The sequence below is a fragment of the Halorhabdus sp. CBA1104 genome (assembly GCF_009690625.1).
Lineage (GTDB): Archaea > Halobacteriota > Halobacteria > Halobacteriales > Haloarculaceae > Halorhabdus.
The window spans coordinates 2,415,348-2,435,744 of record NZ_CP033878.1; the positions used below are offsets into that span (position 1 = coordinate 2,415,348).

General features: G+C 65.2%; 26 protein-coding genes. 16 read left to right on the plus strand and 10 right to left on the minus strand.

Features of this window, described 5'->3' with window-relative positions; all coding sequences use genetic code 11:
- The first annotated feature begins 37 nt into the window (after window positions 1-37).
- From Hrd1104_RS11995 to Hrd1104_RS12015, 6 genes are all read left to right on the plus strand, one after another.
- Entirely contained in the window at window positions 38-889 is an 852-nt protein-coding gene (locus Hrd1104_RS11995; RefSeq protein WP_154552980.1) for an ethylbenzene dehydrogenase-related protein, read from the plus strand.
- Window positions 886-1,620 carry a molecular chaperone TorD family protein gene (locus Hrd1104_RS12000; RefSeq protein WP_154552981.1) on the plus strand — a complete coding sequence of 245 codons (735 nt, stop codon included), beginning with the start codon at window positions 886-888 and terminating at the stop codon, window positions 1,618-1,620. Before Hrd1104_RS11995 ends, Hrd1104_RS12000 begins: the two co-directional genes overlap by 4 nt.
- On the plus strand, window positions 1,620-2,489 hold the full coding sequence (locus Hrd1104_RS13170; RefSeq protein ID WP_158855290.1) for a hypothetical protein: 870 nt from the start codon (window positions 1,620-1,622) through the stop codon (window positions 2,487-2,489). Before Hrd1104_RS12000 ends, Hrd1104_RS13170 begins: the two co-directional genes overlap by 1 nt.
- On the plus strand, window positions 2,482-3,267 hold the full coding sequence (locus tag Hrd1104_RS12005) for a HEAT repeat domain-containing protein (RefSeq protein ID WP_195837591.1): 786 nt from the start codon (window positions 2,482-2,484) through the stop codon (window positions 3,265-3,267). The genes Hrd1104_RS13170 and Hrd1104_RS12005 overlap by 8 nt, the downstream gene beginning before the upstream one ends.
- A gap of 27 nt (window positions 3,268-3,294) precedes the next feature.
- Window positions 3,295-3,546, plus strand: coding sequence for a hypothetical protein (locus tag Hrd1104_RS12010; protein ID WP_154552983.1), 252 nt, complete (start codon window positions 3,295-3,297; stop codon window positions 3,544-3,546).
- A 128-nt stretch (window positions 3,547-3,674) separates the two neighbouring features.
- Window positions 3,675-4,790, plus strand: coding sequence for a TIGR04053 family radical SAM/SPASM domain-containing protein (locus Hrd1104_RS12015; protein WP_154552984.1), 1,116 nt, complete (start codon window positions 3,675-3,677; stop codon window positions 4,788-4,790).
- A gap of 33 nt (window positions 4,791-4,823) precedes the next feature.
- On the opposite strand, the gene Hrd1104_RS12020 is transcribed toward Hrd1104_RS12015, so the two are convergent.
- The 3 genes from Hrd1104_RS12020 to Hrd1104_RS12030 form a co-directional block, all read right to left on the minus strand.
- The gene (locus tag Hrd1104_RS12020; protein ID WP_154552985.1) at window positions 4,824-5,600 is read right to left on the minus strand and encodes an MOSC domain-containing protein; all 777 of its coding nucleotides are present in this window, start codon (window positions 5,598-5,600) and stop codon (window positions 4,824-4,826) included.
- Window positions 5,601-5,644: 44 nt separating this feature from the next.
- Window positions 5,645-5,878 carry a DUF2249 domain-containing protein gene (locus Hrd1104_RS12025; protein WP_154552986.1) on the minus strand — a complete coding sequence of 78 codons (234 nt, stop codon included), beginning with the start codon at window positions 5,876-5,878 and terminating at the stop codon, window positions 5,645-5,647.
- A gap of 101 nt (window positions 5,879-5,979) precedes the next feature.
- Window positions 5,980-6,291 (minus strand): CGCGG family rSAM-modified RiPP protein, encoded by a 312-nt coding sequence (locus Hrd1104_RS12030; RefSeq protein WP_154552987.1) that lies wholly within the window; start codon window positions 6,289-6,291, stop codon window positions 5,980-5,982.
- A 129-nt stretch (window positions 6,292-6,420) separates the two neighbouring features.
- On the opposite strand from Hrd1104_RS12030, the gene Hrd1104_RS12035 reads away from it, so the two are divergent.
- A complete protein-coding gene (locus Hrd1104_RS12035; RefSeq protein WP_154552988.1) occupies window positions 6,421-6,840 on the plus strand; it encodes a universal stress protein in 420 nt (139 codons plus the stop codon).
- A gap of 56 nt (window positions 6,841-6,896) precedes the next feature.
- Here Hrd1104_RS12035 and Hrd1104_RS12040 read toward each other — a convergent pair whose 3' ends face one another.
- Window positions 6,897-7,124 (minus strand): DUF2249 domain-containing protein, encoded by a 228-nt coding sequence (locus tag Hrd1104_RS12040; RefSeq protein WP_195837592.1) that lies wholly within the window; start codon window positions 7,122-7,124, stop codon window positions 6,897-6,899.
- A gap of 184 nt (window positions 7,125-7,308) precedes the next feature.
- Here Hrd1104_RS12040 and hemG point away from each other — a divergent pair, with 184 nt between their 5' ends.
- From hemG to Hrd1104_RS12055, 3 genes are all read left to right on the plus strand, one after another.
- A complete protein-coding gene (gene hemG / locus Hrd1104_RS12045) occupies window positions 7,309-8,568 on the plus strand; it encodes a protoporphyrinogen oxidase (RefSeq protein ID WP_154552990.1) in 1,260 nt (419 codons plus the stop codon).
- 74 nt (window positions 8,569-8,642) lie between these two features.
- Window positions 8,643-9,254, plus strand: a complete 612-nt coding sequence (locus Hrd1104_RS12050) for a hypothetical protein (RefSeq protein WP_154552991.1) — start codon at window positions 8,643-8,645, stop codon at window positions 9,252-9,254.
- A gap of 64 nt (window positions 9,255-9,318) precedes the next feature.
- A complete protein-coding gene (locus Hrd1104_RS12055; protein ID WP_154552992.1) occupies window positions 9,319-9,966 on the plus strand; it encodes a hypothetical protein in 648 nt (215 codons plus the stop codon).
- A 25-nt stretch (window positions 9,967-9,991) separates the two neighbouring features.
- Here Hrd1104_RS12055 and Hrd1104_RS12060 read toward each other — a convergent pair whose 3' ends face one another.
- Genes Hrd1104_RS12060 through Hrd1104_RS12070 form a run of 3 tightly spaced genes read right to left on the minus strand, consistent with a single transcriptional unit; the run spans window position 9,992 to window position 11,392 of the window.
- Window positions 9,992-10,582, minus strand: a complete 591-nt coding sequence (locus Hrd1104_RS12060) for an L-threonylcarbamoyladenylate synthase (RefSeq protein ID WP_154552993.1) — start codon at window positions 10,580-10,582, stop codon at window positions 9,992-9,994.
- A 1-nt stretch (window position 10,583) separates the two neighbouring features.
- Window positions 10,584-11,096, minus strand: a complete 513-nt coding sequence (locus tag Hrd1104_RS12065) for a redoxin domain-containing protein (RefSeq protein ID WP_154552994.1) — start codon at window positions 11,094-11,096, stop codon at window positions 10,584-10,586.
- Window positions 11,096-11,392, minus strand: coding sequence for a glutathione S-transferase N-terminal domain-containing protein (locus Hrd1104_RS12070; protein WP_154552995.1), 297 nt, complete (start codon window positions 11,390-11,392; stop codon window positions 11,096-11,098). The genes Hrd1104_RS12065 and Hrd1104_RS12070 overlap by 1 nt, the downstream gene beginning before the upstream one ends.
- Before the next feature lie 116 nt (window positions 11,393-11,508).
- Between Hrd1104_RS12070 and Hrd1104_RS12075 the strand changes: the two genes are divergently transcribed.
- Window positions 11,509-12,915 carry a hemolysin family protein gene (locus Hrd1104_RS12075; protein ID WP_154552996.1) on the plus strand — a complete coding sequence of 469 codons (1,407 nt, stop codon included), beginning with the start codon at window positions 11,509-11,511 and terminating at the stop codon, window positions 12,913-12,915.
- A 20-nt stretch (window positions 12,916-12,935) separates the two neighbouring features.
- Here the strand turns inward: Hrd1104_RS12075 and Hrd1104_RS12080 are convergent, their stop codons facing one another.
- Both Hrd1104_RS12080 and Hrd1104_RS12085 read right to left on the minus strand, forming a co-directional pair.
- A complete protein-coding gene (locus Hrd1104_RS12080) occupies window positions 12,936-14,120 on the minus strand; it encodes an inorganic phosphate transporter (RefSeq protein ID WP_154552997.1) in 1,185 nt (394 codons plus the stop codon).
- A gap of 82 nt (window positions 14,121-14,202) precedes the next feature.
- On the minus strand, window positions 14,203-14,892 hold the full coding sequence (locus Hrd1104_RS12085) for a DUF5828 family protein (RefSeq protein WP_154552998.1): 690 nt from the start codon (window positions 14,890-14,892) through the stop codon (window positions 14,203-14,205).
- Window positions 14,893-15,047: 155 nt separating this feature from the next.
- Between Hrd1104_RS12085 and upp the strand changes: the two genes are divergently transcribed.
- Window positions 15,048-15,722, plus strand: coding sequence for a uracil phosphoribosyltransferase (gene upp, locus Hrd1104_RS12090; protein WP_154552999.1), 675 nt, complete (start codon window positions 15,048-15,050; stop codon window positions 15,720-15,722).
- A gap of 98 nt (window positions 15,723-15,820) precedes the next feature.
- Here the strand turns inward: upp and Hrd1104_RS12095 are convergent, their stop codons facing one another.
- Window positions 15,821-16,432 carry a YigZ family protein gene (locus tag Hrd1104_RS12095; protein ID WP_154553000.1) on the minus strand — a complete coding sequence of 204 codons (612 nt, stop codon included), beginning with the start codon at window positions 16,430-16,432 and terminating at the stop codon, window positions 15,821-15,823.
- A 179-nt stretch (window positions 16,433-16,611) separates the two neighbouring features.
- On the opposite strand from Hrd1104_RS12095, the gene Hrd1104_RS13175 reads away from it, so the two are divergent.
- The 4 genes from Hrd1104_RS13175 (at window position 16,612) to Hrd1104_RS12110 (ending at window position 20,396) form a co-directional block, all read left to right on the plus strand.
- Window positions 16,612-16,761: a hypothetical protein gene (locus tag Hrd1104_RS13175; RefSeq protein ID WP_195837593.1), complete on the plus strand. Its 150-nt coding sequence runs from the start codon at window positions 16,612-16,614 to the stop codon at window positions 16,759-16,761.
- Between the two features lie 70 nt (window positions 16,762-16,831).
- A complete protein-coding gene (locus tag Hrd1104_RS12100; RefSeq protein WP_154553001.1) occupies window positions 16,832-17,872 on the plus strand; it encodes a hypothetical protein in 1,041 nt (346 codons plus the stop codon).
- 89 nt (window positions 17,873-17,961) lie between these two features.
- Window positions 17,962-19,245, plus strand: coding sequence for a Tat pathway signal protein (locus tag Hrd1104_RS12105; RefSeq protein ID WP_154553002.1), 1,284 nt, complete (start codon window positions 17,962-17,964; stop codon window positions 19,243-19,245).
- Window positions 19,246-19,328: 83 nt separating this feature from the next.
- The gene (locus Hrd1104_RS12110) at window positions 19,329-20,396 is read left to right on the plus strand and encodes a hypothetical protein (protein ID WP_154553003.1); all 1,068 of its coding nucleotides are present in this window, start codon (window positions 19,329-19,331) and stop codon (window positions 20,394-20,396) included.
- Window position 20,397 lies beyond the last annotated feature (1 nt).

The window sequence follows — 20,397 nt, forward strand, 5'->3', positions numbered from 1 at the left end:
GGAGCTCGCCGGAACGGCGTTCCGGGGGTGTTCGACGATGACTGACGCTGCCCAGGGACGACGCCCACTGCTCGTCGCCGGCCTGCTCGCGGGCCTGCTGGTCGCCAGCGCCGCCCTCGTCCCGTTGATCGCCGATGCCCGCCCGGCCCGTGAGATTCCCGTCGAGAACGTCGATGGATCGCTGGCCGATCCGGGAGCGGACGGCTGGAGTGACGTGCCGGCGGCAACGATTCCGCTGGCGAGTGCCCCCAGTGGCGTGCCCAACGCCGACGATACCAGCGTTCGCGCCGTCGAGGTCGAGGCTGCCACGACGGACGACACGCTGTTCGTCCGCCTGCGCTGGGCTGATTCGAGCACTGATCGACAGACGAGTTCGCCACGGGCGTTCGCCGACATGGCGGCGATCCAGTTTCCCGTCAACGCCACGACGCAGCCTGCAATCGCGATGGGGAGCCAGAGCAATCTGGTGAACGTCTGGCAGTGGACGGGCACCGGGACGACCCAGGAACTACTCGCCGGCGGCCCGGGCTCGACGACGGCGTTCGAACAGCCCCAGGTGAGTGTCGAGGCGACGCGGACCACGATTGGCGAGGATGGCGGCTGGAGCGTCGTCTTCACGCGAGCGTTGAACGCTTCGGTCGACAATCGGACGCAGTTGGCTGCCGACGCGGATCTGAACGTCGCCTTTGGCGTCTGGAACGGCGAGAACAGCGAACGCGCCGGCCAGAAGGCCGTCAGCGAGTGGTACTACTTCCCCTTTGGACCTGCGGAGGACGGTGCCCCCTTCCAGACGATCCTCTGGGCAGTCGCCGGCATCGCGATCGCACTCGTGATCGCGGTCACGGCCATCAGCGTTCGTCGGGCCGGCCAGGAGGCTGAGTCGGGATGAGTGACACCGACGCCGCCGGGCCAGACCAGCCCGACACTCGTCTCGACCGTGAAGCTGTCGCACCCGATCCGGCCGCCCGAGGCGTCCTCTACCAGACGCTCGCCCGGGTTTTCGAGCACCCGACCGAGCAACTCCATGCCGATCTCGCTGGCGGAGACATCGAAACCGGACTGCGCGATGCGCTCGCAGCGACCACTCTCGAAGTGACGGTGCCCGCCCTCTCTGTCGAGGACGACTACCGGCAACTCAGTGCGCGGTACAACGGCTTGTTCGCCCTCGGATCGGCCGTCACCACGGACCGAACCGACGGCTCTGTCGAGACCGAGGGGCCGGCCGTCTCGCTGTACGAGTCGAGTCATCGGGACGACGCGACCTGGGAGACGGTCAACGTCGACCTCGCGCGAGCCTACGAGTACTACGGACTCTCGGTCGACACTGACGAACGTGACCACCACGACAACCTCGGCCTGCAACTGGAATTCGCCGGCTATCTCGCCCGCCGGGAAGCCCTCGGCGAGGACGACGCCGCGGCTGCCCGCCGGGACCTTCTTGACCGCCACCTGACTGTCTTTACGGATTCACTTCGAGAATCCCTTGCCGAACCCGCCACAGCGGGAATCTACACTGTTCTGGCTACCGTCTTGGATCGAGTCGTCGCGGCCGATCACGCGGACTTGACAGACCGTCTCGACACCTCTGCCTCGACGGACGGACGCGAGGTGAGTTGGTGATGGCTGGACGCGTCCCGGCCCTGAATGCCGTTGTGGCTCCGCGGTCAGTTCACGGTGTGACACTCGATCGCGTCACGCTTTCGGCCCCGGCGGTCTTTGCGGTGGCGACGCTGTTCGTGAGCCGGCTGGCGATCAACGCACGGACGCCTGTCCCGTTCGATCTTGTTGCCGTCCAGGACCTTCTCGTCCCCGTCACAGCGCTTGCCTGTGCCGGCTCACTGATCGCGATAGCTGTCCTCGACGCTGGGGGTTACGAGACGGTCGGGCTGGCGTTCGTCGGCGTCTTCGGCGTCACCGGCACGATCGCGCGACCGGCTTCCGTGCCCGCCGTCGTGGCACTCGTCGCCGGGTCGGGTGTGGCCGCCGGGGCGCGACTGTATGCAGAGCGGACGTTCCCCATCGGCCCGGCCGTCGTCACCGGTGTCCTCCTCGGTGGCCTCACGGCCTCGCTTGGGAGTTCCCTCGGGATTGCCGCGGCGACAACCCGATCGCTGGGGACACAACTGACGTTGCTCGGCGTCGCTGGGACACCGATCTTCCTCGTGCGGGGCCGAACCGACTACCTGGCAGGTGCTGTGGCAGCCGGGTTGCTGGTGGCCCTCGGGATCGTTGCACCGTTCCTGCTCGGGGCGACCGGCCTCGTTGCCGGCGGGATCGTCGGGGCCTCGCTCCCGCTGATGGCGCTTTCGGTCGGCGGGCTGACAGTCACCGCGAGTGCCGCGTTACGAACGCGCCAACATGCAGCCACACTGGGCGCCGGCTTGCTGCTGTTCGCTGGCGTGCCGGCGACGCTTCCGCGCGCAGTCGCTGTCGTCCTCGCGCTCGTGTTGCTCGTCGAGACGGCGACCGGAGGTGCTCGTGATGCCTGAGCCCGATCGCGACCAGGCGGCGGACGAGCCCGACAGCAGTGACCCCGCTCATCCGGACGTGACGACCAGCCGGGCGGACGTGACACTGGGCGAGGCCAGCCAGGCGGAGTTCGCGGCAGCCGACACCGATCCGGTCGCCGAGGACGGCCTCGCGGCCCTGCTCGACCAGTTGGCTGCCAAAGCGCCGACCGAACGCCAGCGGGCGGCCCTGGCACTGGCCGAGCGCGATCCCAGCGAGGCGGCGATCGACGCACTCGGAGATCGGGCGACGGACGATCCAGACGCCCTCGTCAGACAGTTCGCCGTCGAGGCCCTGGGAGAACTGGCCGACGCGACGCCGGCGGCTGTTCTTTCGGCCACTGACGATCCAGACCCCTGGGTTCGCGCTGAAGCGATCGTCGCCCTCGATCACCTCGACCGGGCGGGACAGGCCGACCGGATTGAGGCGGCTCTCGACGATACACACCACGCAGTCCGACGGAACGCTGTCATCTCGCTGTGGAAGGGCCGCGGTGCGGACGCGCTGCCGGAACTGCTTGCCCTGACCGACGACGACAACGATCGTGTCCGGGAGTGGGTCGCCGAACTGCTGGGTCGGATCGACGATCCGGACGCCGAGGCTGCCCTTCGAAAACTCCGGGCCGACGAGGCGTCCATCGTCGCAAAGACCGCTGCACACGCCCTCGAGGGGGATGGTTCGATGCCGGGGCCACCCGGCGGAACCGCCCCGGACGGGACCGACCCGACTGGATCGCACGACCAACCGCCACAGCTCTGAGCGACCGCCGACGCCACTCACGAAGCAATGACAACCGACACGCTTTCCTCGCAGGTCAGGCGCTCGATCGATGCCATTACCGACGAAGGGGCAGCGAGCCCGATCGAGGTACTGTTCGTCGGCGAGGGCGCGGTCTGGCTGGTCGCCGATCCCGACTCGATCGACAGCGACGAAGCGATGATCGATCTCTTTCGCACGCTGGAGGCGATCCCCGGCGTCGAGACGCTGTACGTCGAGCGAGCCGACACGATCGGGGCGGACCCGGGCCAGCCGTCGTGAGCCGTCTCCGGTCGAACACGTTCGGCACGGCCGACTTGCCTGGAGACGGCAACGTCTTCCCATGGATCGGTATGCCACGACATTTCTGGTTCGACGGGCGGGCGCTGACTGCACTGGGGTGAGGTAGCGTGCGGCCGACCGATATCGACCCGAGTGAGCGGCCGGTCGTCCTCATCTGGGAGTTGACCCAGGCCTGCGATCTGGCCTGTAAACACTGTCGGGCCGAGGCTGAAGACCGCCGTCACCCCGACGAACTCACAACCGAAGAGGGCAAGCAACTCCTCGCCGACGCCGCCGACTTCGGCGACGACCAGCTCGTTGTCCTCTCGGGCGGTGACCCACTCTACCGGGACGACGTGGCCGAACTCGTCGAGTACGGCACCGAGCAGGGATTACGGATGACGCTGACGCCAAGCGGGACGGCCTCGCTGACGGCCGACCGGATCGACGACCTCGCCGAGGCCGGCCTTCGCCGCATGGCGGTGAGTCTGGACGGCCCGGATGCCCAATCCCACGACGAGTTCCGAAAGGAAGAGGAGAGTTTCGCCCAGACGATCGCGGCCGCCCGTGCTGCACGCGACCGGGGGCTGCCGTTGCAGGTCAACACGACTGTCTGTGGGGAGACAGTTGAGGATCTCCCGGCGATCCGTGAACTGGTGGCCGATCTCGGGGCGGTCCTGTGGTCGGTGTTCTTCCTCGTGCCAGTCGGTCGCGGGACCGTCCTCGACCCCATTTCGCCCGAGCGTGCCGAGACGGTGATGGAATGGCTCGTGGACGTCAACCAGGAAGCCGATTTCGGCATCAAGACGACCGAAGCACCCCACTACCGGCGGGTCGCACTCCAGCACCACCGGGAGAGCGGCGGCCGACCGCCCAGTGGGAACGGCGAGTCCGCCGGCGACGATCGCTCGACGGGCATCACGGCCGGCAACGGCTTCGCGTTCGTCAGCCACACCGGCGAGGTGTTCCCGTCGGGCTTTCTGCCCAACTCGGCCGGGTCGGTTCGCGAGGCGAGTGTCGTCGACATCTACCGCAACGCGGAACTCTTCGAGCGACTGCGTGACCCTAACGAACTTTCCGGGAAGTGTGGGGCCTGTGAGTTCCGGTTCGTCTGTGGCGGCAGTCGCTCACGAGCGTTTGCGACGACAGGCGATCCCTTGGCCAGCGACCCCCTGTGTGGCTACGTCCCGAAGGGCTACGACGGACCACTGCCCGACACACAGTCACTCGCAGAATCCGACTGATCGCAGCCGATCGGCGACGCGGCTACAATCGCGTCACTCGCTGACGGCAACCGAATCGCCGACCGCAATCTCGCCGCCCCTGTCTTCTTCGGGAACCGAGGCAATGACCATTAGCGTGTAGTAGTGCTCGAACGCCTCTCGGTCGGCCCACTCGGGAAATGTCTTCTCGCGCATCTCGACGAAGCGCTCCCGAAAGTTCGGTGTCGCCTCCCCAGTGTCTGGATCGCGTTCGGGAACGACACACCGGCCACAGGGCGTCACGCCCTCGAAGTGGACGCCGTTGGCTTCGAACCCCGGCGCGGCCTCGCCGACGAAACGGTCCTCCCAGAACGCGTCGACGCCAGACACCTCGATGTTGGCCCGAAGTCGGCGACGGACACCGTCGACGCTCAGTGTGTCGAACCACGAGGCGACTTCCCGGAGTGTAGCGGTACTGACCACTGACGGTCCCATCTCCCGGCGGTCGACGAAACCCAGCGACTCGTCACGTTCGAGGGTCAACTCGATGTCGAAGAAGTCGGAAAACCACGCTTGGGTTCGTTCGCTCTCGGCGTCGCTGTCGAGATCGAACTCGCGACGGTCGCCGTCGGGGGGTCGGACCGTCAACGTGGAGGATCCCGGATCGAAGTCCGTCTCCAGGTCGTGAACGCGATCAGTTCGTTTCCCATTGAGTACGTCACCGTCGGTATCAAAGAGGGCGAACTCACGGTCGTGTTCCAGCGTGCCGCCCGGACGGACACGCGCCGTCTCGAGGTCTATCCCGTCCAGGCCCTTGACCGGATAGACGCGCAATCGCTCGATCCGTGCCATTGCTGGTCGGTCGGTTGCGCCGGTAGTAAGGGTTCCCGACTCGCTCAGGCGTGTTTGATTTCGATGTGGAACTCCTCGGGGTCGACCTGCTCGGTCTCGTGAGTGAAGCTACGCTCTTCGAGGACGTCGTACAGCGGTTCCGGTTCGAAGCTATTGATCAACAGGAGTGTCTCCCCGGACTGGAGGTCCGTGAGTGCGTCCATAATGGCTCCGAACGGTTCGCCATCGATCTCGCGGGCGTCCAGCGTCGCGTCGTATGCGTCGGCGGATTGTGCCATACCTGCCTAGAGTCGCTTCGTCCGTAATCGTTCTCTCCCGAACAAGTTCGCACTGCAGACTGGCAGCTACTCGTTGAGGACAGTACCCTGTGATCGACCCCTCAAGGCACGTGAACCCGCAGGACGTGCCCGCCACAGCCACACTGGTCGATGTACTCCCAGGTCAGATCGTCACCGTACTCCACATCGAGTACCTCGTAGAGATACGTCTCCGGATGGCCGTGTTCGGCGTGGGTCACGAGATTAACGTGGTACCCCGAGGCCGTGTGTTCGATCGCTGTCAGCGCCCCCTCGACGACCCGCTTTCGGTTTTCGGCGTGTGCTGGCTGTTCGAGGTTCGCTGACCAGGAGTTCTCGTGGACCCGATCGGTCACCGGCGTCGATTCGGCGTCCGCAACCTCAGCGTCGTTCATGAGGATATCAGGGCTCGTGCACTCGAAAGGGTGTTGGCGAATCCGTTCACCGCCGGCAAAACTGGATGATCGGCCGATTCGTCGCCCCCCATCCGAATCCTTATTTTCTATAATGGATGATAGTTGGGTATGGGGGGACAGATTGCCGTGCTCGTGACGGAGGGAGACCGGACGAGCCCACACGTCGATCGGGCGATCGAGAAAGCGGCCGACGAGGAGGCGACGCTCCACGCCGTCTACGTGATCGACGCGTGGCGCTTTGGCGAATACTCGGTTTACGGCTGGGAGGAACTCGCCCGGGAGATACACACCGACAAAAGCGAGGTCATTCTCGATGAGATCCGGGATCGCTGTCAGGCCCGCGGGATCGACTTCGAATCGCGGGTTACCGAGGGCGATCCACAGGACGTCATGGAGTCGTACGTGACGGCAAACGACATCGACTGGCTCGTCTGCCGGCATCCCGATGGGTCCGGTCGACCGACACAATCGCCGAGGCTGCTCGACCGACTCGACGCGGACTCCTCGGCGAGCCTCGAGGTCGTCTGAGTGTGCGCTTGGGTCTCAACAACGGTGGGTTGGGCCCCCGACCGCACAGCGGCTGCTCACTTTTTGGGTAGCGTTGCGACAAACTTCCCCTCGGCTTCTTCCTCGACGGTGTACCCGTCGGCGTCGAAGGCCTCGACTTCGGCCTGGAACTCGTAGAACAGCGGCTTTGGGTCGTGGTCGTTGACGATCGTCAGTGCTTGGCCGCTGTCGAGGTCGGCGAAGGCCTCGTGGATCTTCGGATGGCGCTCTGGCGGCGGGACGTCTCGTAGGTCGAGTGTTGTCATGCACTGTTCACTCACTGTCCGACGGGAATCGGCTTGTTCCCGAACGTATTCGGTCGCCCCTGTCCCCTGGCTGCTCGCCTTTCCGGCCGTTCAATGAGACTTTGTACGTCGATTCCCTACCCGTAGCTATGGTCAATTGTCTCCCGCGTGCCGGTCGTGCTGGATTCGCTCTGGCGGTGATCGCATGACTGTCGCGGTCGTCGGAGCGGGGATGTCCGGGCTGGCGCTGACGCACTTCCTCGCGGAGCGTGGGGCCGACGTCCACACGTTCGAGGCCGCCGCCGAACCCGGCGGTGTCGTCCGCTCGAAGACCGTCGACGGACATGTCCTCGAAACCGGACCGCAACGGCTGCGGCTTTCCGAACCAGTCCAGTCACTGGTCGAGACGCTCGACCTCGAAGACGAACTCCGGTACGGTCACGACGACCAGCCACTGTTTGCCTACCACGACGGGCAACTGCGCACGATGCCGCTGTCGGTCCGAGAGGCGATCACGACTGACCTGCTGTCCTGGCCGGGCAAGGCCCGAGTGCTCCTCGAACCGCTGACGCGGGGACCACAGCCCGAGGAAACCGTCGATGGCTTTCTCACCCGGAAGTTCGGCGCCGAGGCGGCCCGCCGGTTCATGGGGCCGCTGTACAGTGGCCTCTATGGCAGTGATCCAGACGAGATGTACGTCGAGTATTCGCTGGGGCGGGCGCTCGATCACGTCGGCATCGAGCGGAGCATCCTCCTCTATGCGGCCCGCAAGCTGCTCGAAGGCGTCGATCCGCCGTCGATCGTCACGTTCGAGGCTGGGCTCCAGCGCCTCCCCGACGCTATCTCCGAGGCCCACGCCGACACGATCGAGCTGAATACACCCGTCACTAGCGTCGAACGGGCCGGTGACGGCTATCTCGTCCACACCGAAGACGAGACTCACGCCGTCGAGACGGTGGCGTTTACGACGCCGGCTCCGACGACCGCGGCCTTGCTCGATGGCGTCGATCCGGCGGCCGCCGATGTCCTCAAGCAGTTCACGTACAACCCGATCGGCGTCGTCCATTTGCGGTCTGACTTCGATGGGACCGGGCACGGCTTTCACATCATCGACGACGGCTTCTTGACCGACGGCTCCACCTGGAATCACAGCATGCTCGATCGCGACGGCGTGTTCACGTCCTACGTCGGCAGCGGCGATGCCGACGCCCTGGACGCCGATCCGGCGGTCATCGGCCGTCGCGCGGCCGAGGAATTCGAGACGGTCACCGGCGAGCCGGCCGACGTCCTCGACGTGTCGATCCTCCGTCCGGGCATGCCCGCCTACGACCGCTCGTGGGCCGCCCTCGAAGATCTGTCCCTACCCGACGGCATCGAGATCGCCGCCAGTTACACCAGTCGGGCCGGCATCGTCGGCCGTATCGCGGACGGCCGGCAGACGGCTGCCTCGATCGTCGAAGAGTGAACCGCAGGGTCGTGTTCGGGCGGATCGAATCCTACCCGACACCTACATTGGTCGTGACGACTAATTGTCGATCGATGGACGAGAAAACCGAGGAACTCCGGGAGCTGTTTGTCGACGTGGCAGGGACCGACACCGTCACGGCCGATCAGTCCGCCGACCGGGGCACACTCGCTGCTCTCGCCGATCTGGACGACGAGACCGTCACGAAACGGGTCCGGGCAGTCGTCGAGGCCATGGCCGAGACATTCACGTTCGAGGCGGATCTGACGATCGAGGAGCGTGTCGAACTTGTCCAGTTGTTCTACGAAGGGGTCGACGACGACGCGATCGCCGACGCACTCGACACTGACGCCGAGACCGTCTTTCTGGCCCGGCTGGAACTGCACCTCTTTCGGGCGTCCGATACCGACGCCTCGATCGAGTGGGATCAACTCCGGGAGCGGTTCCGAGAAACTGACGACGACGAGACTCTCGCCTCGGAACTGGCCATCGATTCCGATACCATTGTGCGGTATCGGCGCGTCTTCGAGGCCCGCCAGCAAGCCCGTCGTGTCAGCCACCGCTACCGGAGTACCTTCCGGGACGTCATTCCCGACGCCGAGCTGGCCGATCGGCTGACCAAAGAGGCGACCGAGGACGGCCTTGAAGAGGCGGCGGCTGACATCGAGACCGACGTCTCCTTTTGAGGCCGGGCCGTTGCCATTCCCGCAGTCCGTCCGTTTATGATGCGGAGCGCGGCCACTCCCGGCCGTGCCCACGTTCCGTGACCTGGCGACCGCCGCCTACTGTCCCCGCCAGTTGTACTACCGCCGGCGCGACGACGAGACCCCCGAAGTGCCCGATTCAGTCGCCATGCGGCGTGAACTCGCCTACGAATATCCGCGGCTGCTCGCAGACGCGGATCTGGACGACGAGCCCATCGCCGTCACCGCGACCCAGTATCGCTCGGCACTCCACCGGGCGAAAGCCCGCTCCGAGGCCTGGGAAAGCCTTGTCGACCCCGCCGACCGAGACGTCTTACTGGAGGGCCGGGACTGCCGAGGCGTCGCCCACAAGATCCTCGAGGAGCCGGTCGCCCCATCGCTGCTATTTACCGGCGAGCCGCCCGATACCGGCGTCTGGCAGCCCCAGTCCGTCCGACTGGTGGCCGCCGCACTGGCTCTCTCCTACGAACGGGAGCGACCCATCGACATCGCCTTCGCCGAGTATCCGGCTCACGGGGTGGTTCGGCGCGTCTCGCTGTCGGCTCACCGACGGGCTGGCTACCGCTCGACCCTCCGGACCGTCCGGTCCATCGACGGCCCACCCTCACGGGTCCGGAATCGAACGAAGTGCGAGACCTGTGACTATCGCGATTCCTGTGGCGTCCGGACCCGCTCGCTCGGCTCGCTCCTCTGAGCCCGTCCGTTCCGAGCGTGGCCGATCAGTTCGCATCTAGCCACGCGGCAACGGCGTCGGCGTTCGCGCCGCGTCGGTGGATCGTGCCGTCACTGACGTCGACGACCGTGCTCGCCTGGCCGGCCGTGTCACCGCCATCGAGAACCACGCCGGCGGCGTCACGGATCTCTCGGTCGACATCCTCGGCCCGGGTCGCACTCTCCCGGCCGGAGACGTTGGCGCTGGTGGCCGTCAGCGGCCCGGTCTGTTCGAGCAATCGCCGCGCGAGGTCGTGATCCGGCACGCGAACGCCGACGCGTTCACGTCCAGCCGTGAGTGCATCCGGCACGTCGCGCCCTCGCCGGACGACGACCGTCACGGGACCGGGGAGGAACGCCTCCATGAACGCCCGCTCGCGCTCGCTGGCCGCGACGTATTCCAGCGCGGTCGACACGTCGGGGACGCCGAGCGAGATCGGCTCCGAGCTGGCCCGTCCTTTCGTGTCGAACACGGCCTCGACGGCCTCGGGATCGAGCGCGTCAGCGCCCAGGCCATAGACAGTCTCGGTCGGATAGACGACCAGGCCGCCCGAGTCGACAGCTTCGACCGCCGGCTGCAGTCGTTGTTCGCTGGCCATACTACAGCGATTCGATCGCGGCTTCGATCTCGTCGTACTCGGGGAACTCGGGCCACTCCGTGGCGACCCAGGCGTCCTCGACGACGCCCTCGCCGTCGAGGACGAACACGGCCGGTCGTGGTTCTTCGATGCCGGCCATGCCGTCAAGATCGTGGGCGACGCCGTACTCGCGGGCGATCTCGTTGCTCGGGTCCGAATAGAGGCGATACGCTTCGAGGCCTTCGGACTCGATCAGTCGCTTGTGGGCATAAGGCGTCGAGATCGAGACGCCGACGACCGTCGCCGATTCGTGCCACTCGCGATCGGCGATTTCGTTCCAAACGTACGTCGCTGGGAACGACCCGTCCATGGGATGGAACACGAGCACGACGGGCGGCTCCTCGAGCAGGGCCGCAAGCGGGACGTCTTCCCAGTACTCGTCGTTCACCAGCGGGCGGGTGAACGCCGGGGCGGTCTCGCCTTCGGCGACGTGATCGGTTGCCTCGAACTCGACGACGTCGAACTCGAGATCCATCAGGCCTCACCTCCAGTCTGCTCGGTCGCCGTGGCGCTCGCTTGGCCGTACGTGTCTTCGAGGTACGCGACGATCTGGGCGCTCTCGCTCATGGTTACGCCCGTCGATTCGTCGACGATCGCGGGGACTGTCCGCGCGCCGGTTAGTCGCTTGACGGCGTTGCGTTTCGAGTGCAGGGGTTCGACGAACCGCGACTGGTATTCGAGGCCGAAGTCGTCCAGGACGCGAGCGACTCGCTCACAGAACGGACACGCCTGGAGCCGATAGAGCGTGATCGACGGCGCAGTCTCTGACATGTCTTCTCGTTGGGGCCGCCTGTGGCTAAGTCTGTCGGCGCTCTCGCCCGCCGAGACCCCAACGAGCACGAATCCACACAAGAGTTAATTTCCCGGCATGGCAACACAGGGTGTTGATGGGTATATCTGGACTTTCAGCAGCGGCAGAGGTTGGCATCCACCTCTACACCGTGCCGGTCGTTGGCATCGAACTGTCACAGATGGCGGTCACGTTGGTCGGTGCCCTCATGATCCTGGCCCTTCTCGTCGGGTCGGGATTTTTCTCCTCTTCGGAGATCGCGATGTTCTCCCTGCCAGCCCACCGGCTGGACGCGATGTTCGAGGAGGGCAAGCGCGGTGCCGCCGCCGTGAAGGCACTCAAGGAAGATCCCCATCGGTTGCTCGTGACGATCCTCGTCGGCAACAACATGGTCAACATCACCATGTCCTCGATCTCGACGACGATCGTCGGCTTCTACTTCGACGCCGGCGCAGCCGTGATCGTCTCCTCGCTCGGGATCACCTCGCTCGTCCTCCTGTTTGGCGAGAGCGCGCCAAAGTCATACGCCGTCGACAACACCGAGTTACACGCACGTCGGGTCGCCCCCGTCTTGCAGCTCGTCGAGAAGGTCCTGTGGCCGCTCATTACCCTGTTCGACTTCCTGACTGGGCTGGTCAATAGGGTTACCGGCGGTCGCTCGGCCATCGAGACGTCTTATCTGACCCGCGAGGAGATCCGAGACATGATCCAGACTGGCGAGCGTGAAGGCGTCCTCGACGAGGAGGAACGCCAGATGCTCCAGCGTACCCTCCGGTTCAACCGGACGATCGCCAAGGAAGTCATGACACCCCGGCTCGACATGGATGCCATCTCAGTCGATGCCTCGGTCGACGAAGCCATCGAGCAGTGTATCCACGGTGGCCACGCCCGCCTGCCCGTCTACGAGGGGAGTCTCGACAACGTCATCGGGGTCGTCAATATTCGCGATCTCGTCCGTGATGCCCAGTATGGTGGCAGAGACGACGTGGAACTCGAGGACCTCATCGAACCGACGCTACACGTCCCCGAATCGAAAAACGTCGACGATCTCCTCGCCGAGATGCGGGCTGAACGCCTTCATCTGGTGATCGTCATCGACGAATTCGGGACGACCGAAGGGCTGGTCACGATGGAGGATCTCACCGAGGAAATCGTCGGCGAGATTCTAGAAGGCGAAGAAGAACACCCGATCGAGTTCATCGACGACGATACTGCCCTGGTCAAAGGAGAGGTCAACATCGAGGAAGTCAACGAGGCGCTGAGTCTGGATCTGCCAGAGGGCGAGGAGTTCGAGACCATCGCGGGGTTCGTCTTCAATCGCGCCGGCCGGCTGGTCGAAGAAGGCGAATCTATCGAGTACGACGGCGTCGAGATCCGCGTCCAGCAGGTCGAGAACACCCGTATCATGAAAGCGAGAATCTCCTTGCCCGAGGACAAATCTCAGCCGAGGGATGGCAACCCCTCCGATGAATCCGACGAGGCTGACGCGACCGACGAGTCCTGAGAGTCCCACGTCGCTGTGGCTCACAGCAGTGTGAGAAGCCGATACCCACCATACCCCGCAACAAGCGCGATCACGAGCGAGCCGATCCAGGCGAGTACGGTGTAGCCCATCTTCGCCCGGCTGATTCCGCTGCCCCCGGCAGCGTAGCCGCTGCCGACGATCGCACTCACCGTAATCTCGTTGAACGAGACGGGAATGCCGAAGAAGACGGCGATCTGGGCGATGACGAACGCGGGGATCAGTGCCGCGATCGACCGCCGCGGGGACAGCGAAGAGTAGTCCTGGCTGAGTGCCTTGATCATGCGTGGCGCACCGGTCCAGGAGCCGACCAGCAGGCCGACTCCACCGGCGAGCAAGGCGACGACCAGCGGGAGGTCGTACGGCTCCAGGACCGGGAGGACCGGTCCGATCGCGAGCCCGACCTGGCTGCCACCCGCCGAGAACGCGACGAGGCCACCGAGCACGAGGAGGAATCGTCGCTGGCTCTGGGCACGATTCGCCCGCGTTCCCCGATACAGGAGCCCGGCGGCGAGGCTCGCAAACGCCAATGTGACGGCCATCTGTACGGCGATGCCGGCGTCCAGCCTCGTCGCGATCGCCGCCGCAACCGACGCCTGTTGGTCGGCTGGCCCCAATATGGCAAAGCGGATATTCGCCAGAATCGCACCGACGAACCCGGCCAGGGCGGCGACGATGCGGGCTTCCCCGCCTACCCCGCTTCGGAGCCAGCGAGCGGTGCCGTAGGCTGCCCCGCCCCCGACAAAGGGTGTGGCGACCCACAGTGCCACGATCCCCTGGTAGGTTCCCCATGCGGGTTCGCCCCCGAGTGCCAGCCCGACGCCGACGACTGCGCCAGTCACGGTAAAAGCCGTCGCGATCGGGTACCCGGCGAAGACACCGACGGCGACCAGGCCGCCGGCGATCGTGAGCAACAAGATCGAGGCCGTCGAGGTCAGGCCGCTGCCGTCGGGAAAGAGAACGAGTCCGCGTCCGACGGTCTCCGTGACTGCGGCCCCCTGTAGGACAGCCCCGGCGAGTCCGAGAATCCCGACGACGAAGGCAGCCCGCATCACCGAGATGGCATTGGCCCCAACTGCGGGCGCGAACGGCGTCGAGCCCGACGACCCGGCACCGATGGCCCACGCCATGAACAGACTGGCCAGTGCGGCGACGAGCACGGTTCCGACAGTTACGACCAGTCCCATGGTCTCGGGGTTGTCCTGTGTCCGCTAATACGCTACGGTCTCGGCGAGAACGGCTCGACAACGGGGACTGTCCGGATAGACGTCAGTTCGTTCTGGAGTCGACGTCGTCGTGGTTCGTCTGTGGCACTTCGACACCTTCGGCGGCTTCGGGCGTCTCGATCTCCTTTTCGGTGTCGACGTGCCAACGATCGACCTCCTGGTCGAAGTCGGCGAGTTTGTTCGAGACCCGGATTTTCAGGTCGTCGTCGTTGACGTTGACCTCGAAGACGTACTCGGGGTTCGTGTCGTCGACACGGCGGATGTTCGCGCTGATCAGGTCATTATCGAAGTAGTAGGGTGCGACCTGGGTCATGACGTTGCGATAGACGCGGTCTTCGACCGCACGAACCGCCTTCCGGCCGGCTGAATCGGCCGCCCGGGCGACGTAGTCGATCGAATCACTCCAGGCGTCGACGGCCTCGTCGGGGTCGTTGAGGTTCTCGTAGGAATCAGCGAGCTTTTCCCCGGCCGTCCGGAGATCGTCGTCCGGATCTTTCCCCTTCTTTTCGCCCTTTCCTTCGTCGACGCGGGCCTGCTGGGCTGTCTTCTCGTTGACGTCCTCGTCGAGGCGCTCGTGGCTCTTGGGCCGCCACTCGTCGAACTCTTCGAGGGCTCGGTCGTCGACGTCGTACTCGTCGGCGAGTTCCTGGAGCGCCCGCACGATTCGCTCGCCGTGTTCGACGATCTCGATCCAGTCGCCACGCACCTTGAAGCCGGAGACACTCTCTTCCATTGGCGATCACGGGAGTTGCGACGCTGGGTCGTCTCCCGTCTTGGCCGCGGTTAGGCGTCAGCGTGCATAAGGCTTGTCGGGGTGTGCAGATCCCTCTCTAGCACTCCTGGGTCGAATATCAACGCCTTTGAGGTGCCCGCGTCTCAGTTCCGACGATGACCATCGAAGATTACGACCGAGCCAAGGTCGTCTCCCACGCGCTTGCCCAGGACACGTTAACACGACTGCGAGATGTCGATACCGAACAGGTCGCCTTCCGGAAAGGACTGGTCAAACTCGGCCGCATCTGTGGCTACGAGATCATCGACGGCCTCATGCAGCGTGAAACAGTCACCGTCGAGACGCCCCTGATGACGACCGAAGGCGAGCGCGTCGGCGACATGGACGACGTGGTGATCGTCAACGTGCTCCGCGCGGCGACCCCGTTCGTCGAAGGATTGCTCAAGGCATTCCCGCGAGCCAAGCAGGGTGTCATCTCCGCCGGCCGCGACGAGGAAGGTGGCATGGATAGTGAGGGCCAGTTCGACATCTCCATCGAGTACAACAAGATGCCCGACATCCACGACGAGGACACGCTCATCATCGCCGACCCAATGTTGGCGACGGGCTCGACGATGTGTGCCGTCATCGACGAGGTGCTGAACGGTGCCGACCCCGAGCGTGTGATCGTCCTTTCGGCCGTCAGCGCCCCCGAGGGACTCGATCGACTCCGTTCGGAATTCCCCGACATCGAACTCCTGACCGTCGCCATCGACGATCGCCTCGACGACGATGGCTACATCGTTCCCGGACTGGGCGATGCCGGCGATCGGGCGTTCCGGACGACGTAACGAATATCTCCAGACTCCCTCTGTTCTTTGTTCTTCGGTCCGTGTTGTCCGAAGACACGTATCGACTGCCTCGCGATCGACACCCCGATCTCGCGAGGCTACTCTGTCGGCCCGCTGACGTCCGCTCGTCCGCTGGTCGCACTCGCAATCCGATCGCACAGATCGTCGCTCTCTTCGGTCGGCACCCGCACCGAAAACTGGACGTCCTCGCCGTACTCGGCCTCGAACTCGACGCCCTCGCTCTCCAGAATCCCTCTGACGGTCCCCGAGTCGTCGTACTCGACGGTGATCGCCAGCTGTTCGTGGGGCCGCTCCTCTGTGACGCCTGCGTCCTCGATCGCTTCTTTGACGGCCCGTGAGTACGCGCTGACGAGCCCGCCGACGCCCAGTTCCGTCCCGCCGAAATACCGCGTCACGACGACGCCGACGTTCTCCAACTCTTGGCCCTGGAGGACGTTCAGTGCGGGCTTGCCGGCCGAACCTGAGGGCTCGCCGTCGTCGCTTGCGTACTCCCTGAGCGGATCGGCCCGGACCCGGTAGGCCGGGACGTTGTGTGTCGCGTCGTCGTACTCGTCTCGAACCGCCTCGATGAACGACTCGGCGTCCTGGACTGTCTCGACGGGCCGGGCGTGGCCGATGAACTCAGAGCCCGAGATCACGAACTCCGCGTGTCCGGATTCGGCGATCGTCCGATAGACCTCGCTGCTCACTGCCGGGCAATTCGTCGCCCGGGGAGAAACCAGTTTCGCGTTGTCGGGCCGTACGGTCGCTATCCAGCAGTTTCACTTTCACTCCGGTGGGCTGGCTTATTTACCATCTCCCGACCCAGACTGAATTGGAGCGTCGTTGACGACACGCTGTCACACGTTCCACACTGTTCCCCTTTCCAATGCAACAACACAGCCACGCCGTCGGCCGTTGCCCGCACTGTGGGGCCACAATCGAACAGCGACGCGTATTGATCACCTACGAACGGGCCGGCGGCGAGGCCATGTATGCGACCTGTCCCGGGTGCTCGGCGGTCGTCCGCCCGGAGTGATCGGCCCGTTGGTCCCGGTAGGGGCGACCGACACCACAACTCGTTTTGATGTGCCGCCCGTACAGCCGCTGTGTACCGACGGACGTTCCTCGCGACGAGTGCGCTAGGAGCGACAGCATTGGCCGGGTGTGGCTCGATCGAATCCCGGTCGATCGACGTCCCGACTGTCGTCTCCGAGCGGCCGGCCGGCAGCTACGTTCCCGGCCACATCGAGGGGATGGCGCGCGTTGGCTCGGTCACGGCCGGCCCGTACGAACTCGTCGTGACCTACAGCTATCCCCACCGCTTTTGGATGGTGACTGGCACCGACACCGAGCGCGTCCCGCTGGAAGAGGCGGACTCGACTCACCTGATGGCGACTGTTCGCGATCGTGAGACTGGCCTCGTCGTCCCCGAAGTCGGCCTCTCGATGGCGATCACGCGCGAAGGGTCTCTGGCCTCTCAGGAGACGATCTACGCCATGCTCTCCCAGACGATGGGCCTCCACCACGGTGCTAATTTCAGCGGACTCGAAGACGGTCGCGAGTACGACCTTGCGGTCACTGTCGGCACGCCGACGGTCCGGTTGACGGGGGCCTTTCGCGACCGATTCACCGATCCAGTCACCGAGACACTCTCGTATTCGTTCGACGAACGCGCGATGGCCGAGTTGCGACTCGACCGACTCAACCGGGCTGGCGAGCGCGGCGCACTCGAACCGATGGGCGGGGCGGTCGCTGGCGCACGAGCTCCAGAACAAGCGACAGTTTCCGGTCGGACAGCGACGACCCGGGCCGGCGACGTGCGCTATCTCGTTGCCCTCCGCGACGAGTCGCCCCCTGGCATCGACTCCGGCCCGTACCTCGCGGTCATTCCCCACACCCGGTACAACCGGATTCGCCTCTCTCGGATGGGGCTGTCGGCCCGTTTCACCACCGGCGGTGGTCCGATCGAAACCCAACTAACCCGCACGTTCGATCCCGAACTGGGCTATCACTACGGGACGGCCCTGTCGGCGGATCCAGCTGGCGAATCCATCTCGTTGCTCGCCGAGACACCGCCGCAGGTCGCCCGCCACGAGGGCTACGAGACGGCCTTCTTCGACCTGCCGACGGCGTCGGTGCAACTGTAGCGGGTCGCCCTGGGTCGCCGGCGCTGGCGAACCATGTTCCAGTCGCCGGAGGCGGTGTGGTTTTCGGAGTCGACGCCCAACAGTAGCCAATGCCAGCGGAGCGATCCGGACTCGACCGACGCCAGTTCTGCAAGGCCGCGGTGGCGGCTGGCGGCGCGGCGGCGCTGAGTGCGTGTCTCGAACAGTCAGACGATCCAGTACCGACAGGGGTCGACGACCCTACGACCCTGCCCGAACGCCAGCACGCCTGGAACGACCGCGTCCGGACTGACGAGCACGGCAACGTGAAACTCCCGCGCCACCAGGTCTTCCTGTATCTGACACTGGAGCGGGACGGCCCACCGACCGACGCCGACCGGGCGGCCGTCGAATCGGCGCTCTCGACGATCGATCGAGCCTACGAGCGCTCGAACGACGGCCTGCTATCTTCGATCGGGTACTCGCCGGCCTACTTCGACCGGTTCGACGCATCGGTGCCCGACACCATCGACTTGCCGTCCCCGCGCCGCCTCTCGCCGTTCGAGGATCCAGCCTTCGACACCCAGGACGCACTCGTCCACCTCGCCAGCGACCGTGCCGATGTCGTCCTGGAAGCCGACCGCGCCCTGCGGGGCGAGCGTGATCGGGCCAACGGCGTCACCGTCCAGACGCCACTCACCGACGTCTTCTCGGTTGCCGACCGCCGGACGGGCTTCGTCGGTGCGGGGCTCCCAGCCGAGAAGCAGGACGTGGCTGGCATTCCCGACTCCGAGCCCGTTCCCGAGGCTTCGCCGCTGTTTATGGGCTTTGAGGCTGGGTTCACGGGCAATCAGGCGACCGAGGACTACGTGACGATCGACGATGGGCCCTTTGCCGGCGGGACGACCAAACACGTCTCGCGGCTCCGCCAGCGCCTCGATGACTGGTATGGCGAACAGGACTTTACCCAACGCGTCGCGGAACTGTTCAGCCCCGTCCACGCGGCGGACGAACTCGTCGAGGGCGTCGGGGACAATCTCGGTAGCGACAGCGGACTCACTCCCGAGATGATCGAACACGTTCGCGAGCACGCCCGCGAGTTCGGCCGCGTCGGCCACGCACAGAAGGCCGCCCGGGCCAACCGCGACAGCGAGGGCAACGTCCGCCTCCTCCGGCGGCACTGTGAATCGACCGACGGCGACGTTGCCGCTTTGCACTTCCCGTCGCTGCAGCAGGGGATTTCTGCCTTCGAGGACGTCCGACGGGCGATGAACGGGACCGACCTGACTGACGAACCGGCGATTCGCCAGCGGGTCAACAACGGCATTCTGGAATATATTTTCACCACCCACCGGGGGAACTTTTTGATCCCGCCGCGCCGCCATCGGGCGCTCCCGGACCCACACCCGGCGTGATTCTTCCGTCTCGGCGCGGCCAGTCTCGACCGATTTCCCCGGTGCCGTAACGTTTACCGGGTGGCCCGCCGGATCGACGTGATATGCAACGACGCGCTGTCGCGATCTCTGTCGTGCTCTTCCTCGTCGTCGGCGCCGGGGCCTACGCCTTCATCGGCATCTCTGAGGCCCCGTCGATCTCGCTGCCGGGCGAGGCACACACTGTTGGCGACACGTTCAGCGTCCAGGACCGCACCTATACCGTCGAGAGTGTCGATGGCTCGGACGATGGCTCCGGTGAACTCGCCTGGACCAACGAGTCAGCCCGGTACACCGAGACTCTTGCCAACGACTCGACGGTCTCACCACTCGACGTCCGGTGGGACGGCCAAGACGCGCGCTGGTCGCGGACGCTCGAAGCCGGTTCGACGATCCCCTACGAGAACGGCACCTATCGCGTGACGGTCAACACCTCGGCGGACTCGCCGATGGCGATGCTCTCGAACACCGACAACGCCTCACAGAACACGACCATCGCTGTCGAAGACACCCTCACCTACCGCGACAACGAAACGACCGTCACGGCGATCGACGACGACGGCGTGACCCTGGTCTGGGCCGAGCCCTACCGCGTGACTGTCCAGAACGGTACCGCGCCTGACTCGGCAACCTTCCGCCAAGTGTTCGACGTTTCGAGCCGGCTCGAACGCGATCCTGCCGTCTACAACGAGACGGTCTCGGTCGATGGCGTTCAGTCAGTCGTCTCCCGGGAAGACAACGCAACCGTCGCCCTGTCGGCGTATCTGCCCGAACCCGACACCGCTACCTTCGAGGAGGGCGAGCAGGTGTGGTACCAGGGTAACGACGCGACGATCGGCAACGTGACCAGTGCTGGCGTGCCCCTGGTCTGGTCGGCCGAACGGCCGAACACGGTCCGGCTTGCGGGTGCGAGCACCGTCACGCTCAACGACCAACAGTACTTCGTGTACTTTCCAGAGGTGTCGTCCGTCAAAATCCTCCCCAGCGAGGACGCCGCCCAGTCCTACCAGCAACAACAAGCCGATATCGACTACTACCACGAACGGATGAACGGACTCTGGGGTGTGAGTATTCTCAGCTTCCTCGCTGCGATCGTCCTGCTCGCGATGGGATACCTGCCAGTCAAAGGCTGAG

Excerpts from the sequence above, each read along its gene's own strand:
- Hrd1104_RS11995 (WP_154552980.1), top strand. The coding sequence starts at position 38 with ATGACTGACGCTGCCCAGGGACGACGCCCACTGCTCGTCGCCGGCCTG.
- Hrd1104_RS12000 (WP_154552981.1), top strand. The coding sequence starts at position 886 with ATGAGTGACACCGACGCCGCCGGGCCAGACCAGCCCGACACTCGTCTC.
- Hrd1104_RS13170 (WP_158855290.1), top strand. The coding sequence starts at position 1,620 with ATGGCTGGACGCGTCCCGGCCCTGAATGCCGTTGTGGCTCCGCGGTCA.
- Hrd1104_RS12005 (WP_195837591.1), top strand. The coding sequence starts at position 2,482 with ATGCCTGAGCCCGATCGCGACCAGGCGGCGGACGAGCCCGACAGCAGT.
- Hrd1104_RS12010 (WP_154552983.1), top strand. The coding sequence starts at position 3,295 with ATGACAACCGACACGCTTTCCTCGCAGGTCAGGCGCTCGATCGATGCC.
- Hrd1104_RS12020 (WP_154552985.1), bottom strand. The coding sequence starts at position 5,600 with ATGGCACGGATCGAGCGATTGCGCGTCTATCCGGTCAAGGGCCTGGAC.
- Hrd1104_RS12025 (WP_154552986.1), bottom strand. The coding sequence starts at position 5,878 with ATGGCACAATCCGCCGACGCATACGACGCGACGCTGGACGCCCGCGAG.
- Hrd1104_RS12030 (WP_154552987.1), bottom strand. The coding sequence starts at position 6,291 with ATGAACGACGCTGAGGTTGCGGACGCCGAATCGACGCCGGTGACCGAT.
- Hrd1104_RS12035 (WP_154552988.1), top strand. The coding sequence starts at position 6,421 with ATGGGGGGACAGATTGCCGTGCTCGTGACGGAGGGAGACCGGACGAGC.
- Hrd1104_RS12040 (WP_195837592.1), bottom strand. The coding sequence starts at position 7,124 with ATGACAACACTCGACCTACGAGACGTCCCGCCGCCAGAGCGCCATCCG.
- hemG (WP_154552990.1), top strand. The coding sequence starts at position 7,309 with ATGACTGTCGCGGTCGTCGGAGCGGGGATGTCCGGGCTGGCGCTGACG.
- Hrd1104_RS12050 (WP_154552991.1), top strand. The coding sequence starts at position 8,643 with ATGGACGAGAAAACCGAGGAACTCCGGGAGCTGTTTGTCGACGTGGCA.
- Hrd1104_RS12060 (WP_154552993.1), bottom strand. The coding sequence starts at position 10,582 with ATGGCCAGCGAACAACGACTGCAGCCGGCGGTCGAAGCTGTCGACTCG.
- Hrd1104_RS12065 (WP_154552994.1), bottom strand. The coding sequence starts at position 11,096 with ATGGATCTCGAGTTCGACGTCGTCGAGTTCGAGGCAACCGATCACGTC.
- Hrd1104_RS12070 (WP_154552995.1), bottom strand. The coding sequence starts at position 11,392 with ATGTCAGAGACTGCGCCGTCGATCACGCTCTATCGGCTCCAGGCGTGT.
- Hrd1104_RS12075 (WP_154552996.1), top strand. The coding sequence starts at position 11,509 with ATGGGTATATCTGGACTTTCAGCAGCGGCAGAGGTTGGCATCCACCTC.
- Hrd1104_RS12080 (WP_154552997.1), bottom strand. The coding sequence starts at position 14,120 with ATGGGACTGGTCGTAACTGTCGGAACCGTGCTCGTCGCCGCACTGGCC.
- Hrd1104_RS12085 (WP_154552998.1), bottom strand. The coding sequence starts at position 14,892 with ATGGAAGAGAGTGTCTCCGGCTTCAAGGTGCGTGGCGACTGGATCGAG.
- upp (WP_154552999.1), top strand. The coding sequence starts at position 15,048 with ATGACCATCGAAGATTACGACCGAGCCAAGGTCGTCTCCCACGCGCTT.
- Hrd1104_RS13175 (WP_195837593.1), top strand. The coding sequence starts at position 16,612 with ATGCAACAACACAGCCACGCCGTCGGCCGTTGCCCGCACTGTGGGGCC.
- Hrd1104_RS12105 (WP_154553002.1), top strand. The coding sequence starts at position 17,962 with ATGCCAGCGGAGCGATCCGGACTCGACCGACGCCAGTTCTGCAAGGCC.
- Hrd1104_RS12110 (WP_154553003.1), top strand. The coding sequence starts at position 19,329 with ATGCAACGACGCGCTGTCGCGATCTCTGTCGTGCTCTTCCTCGTCGTC.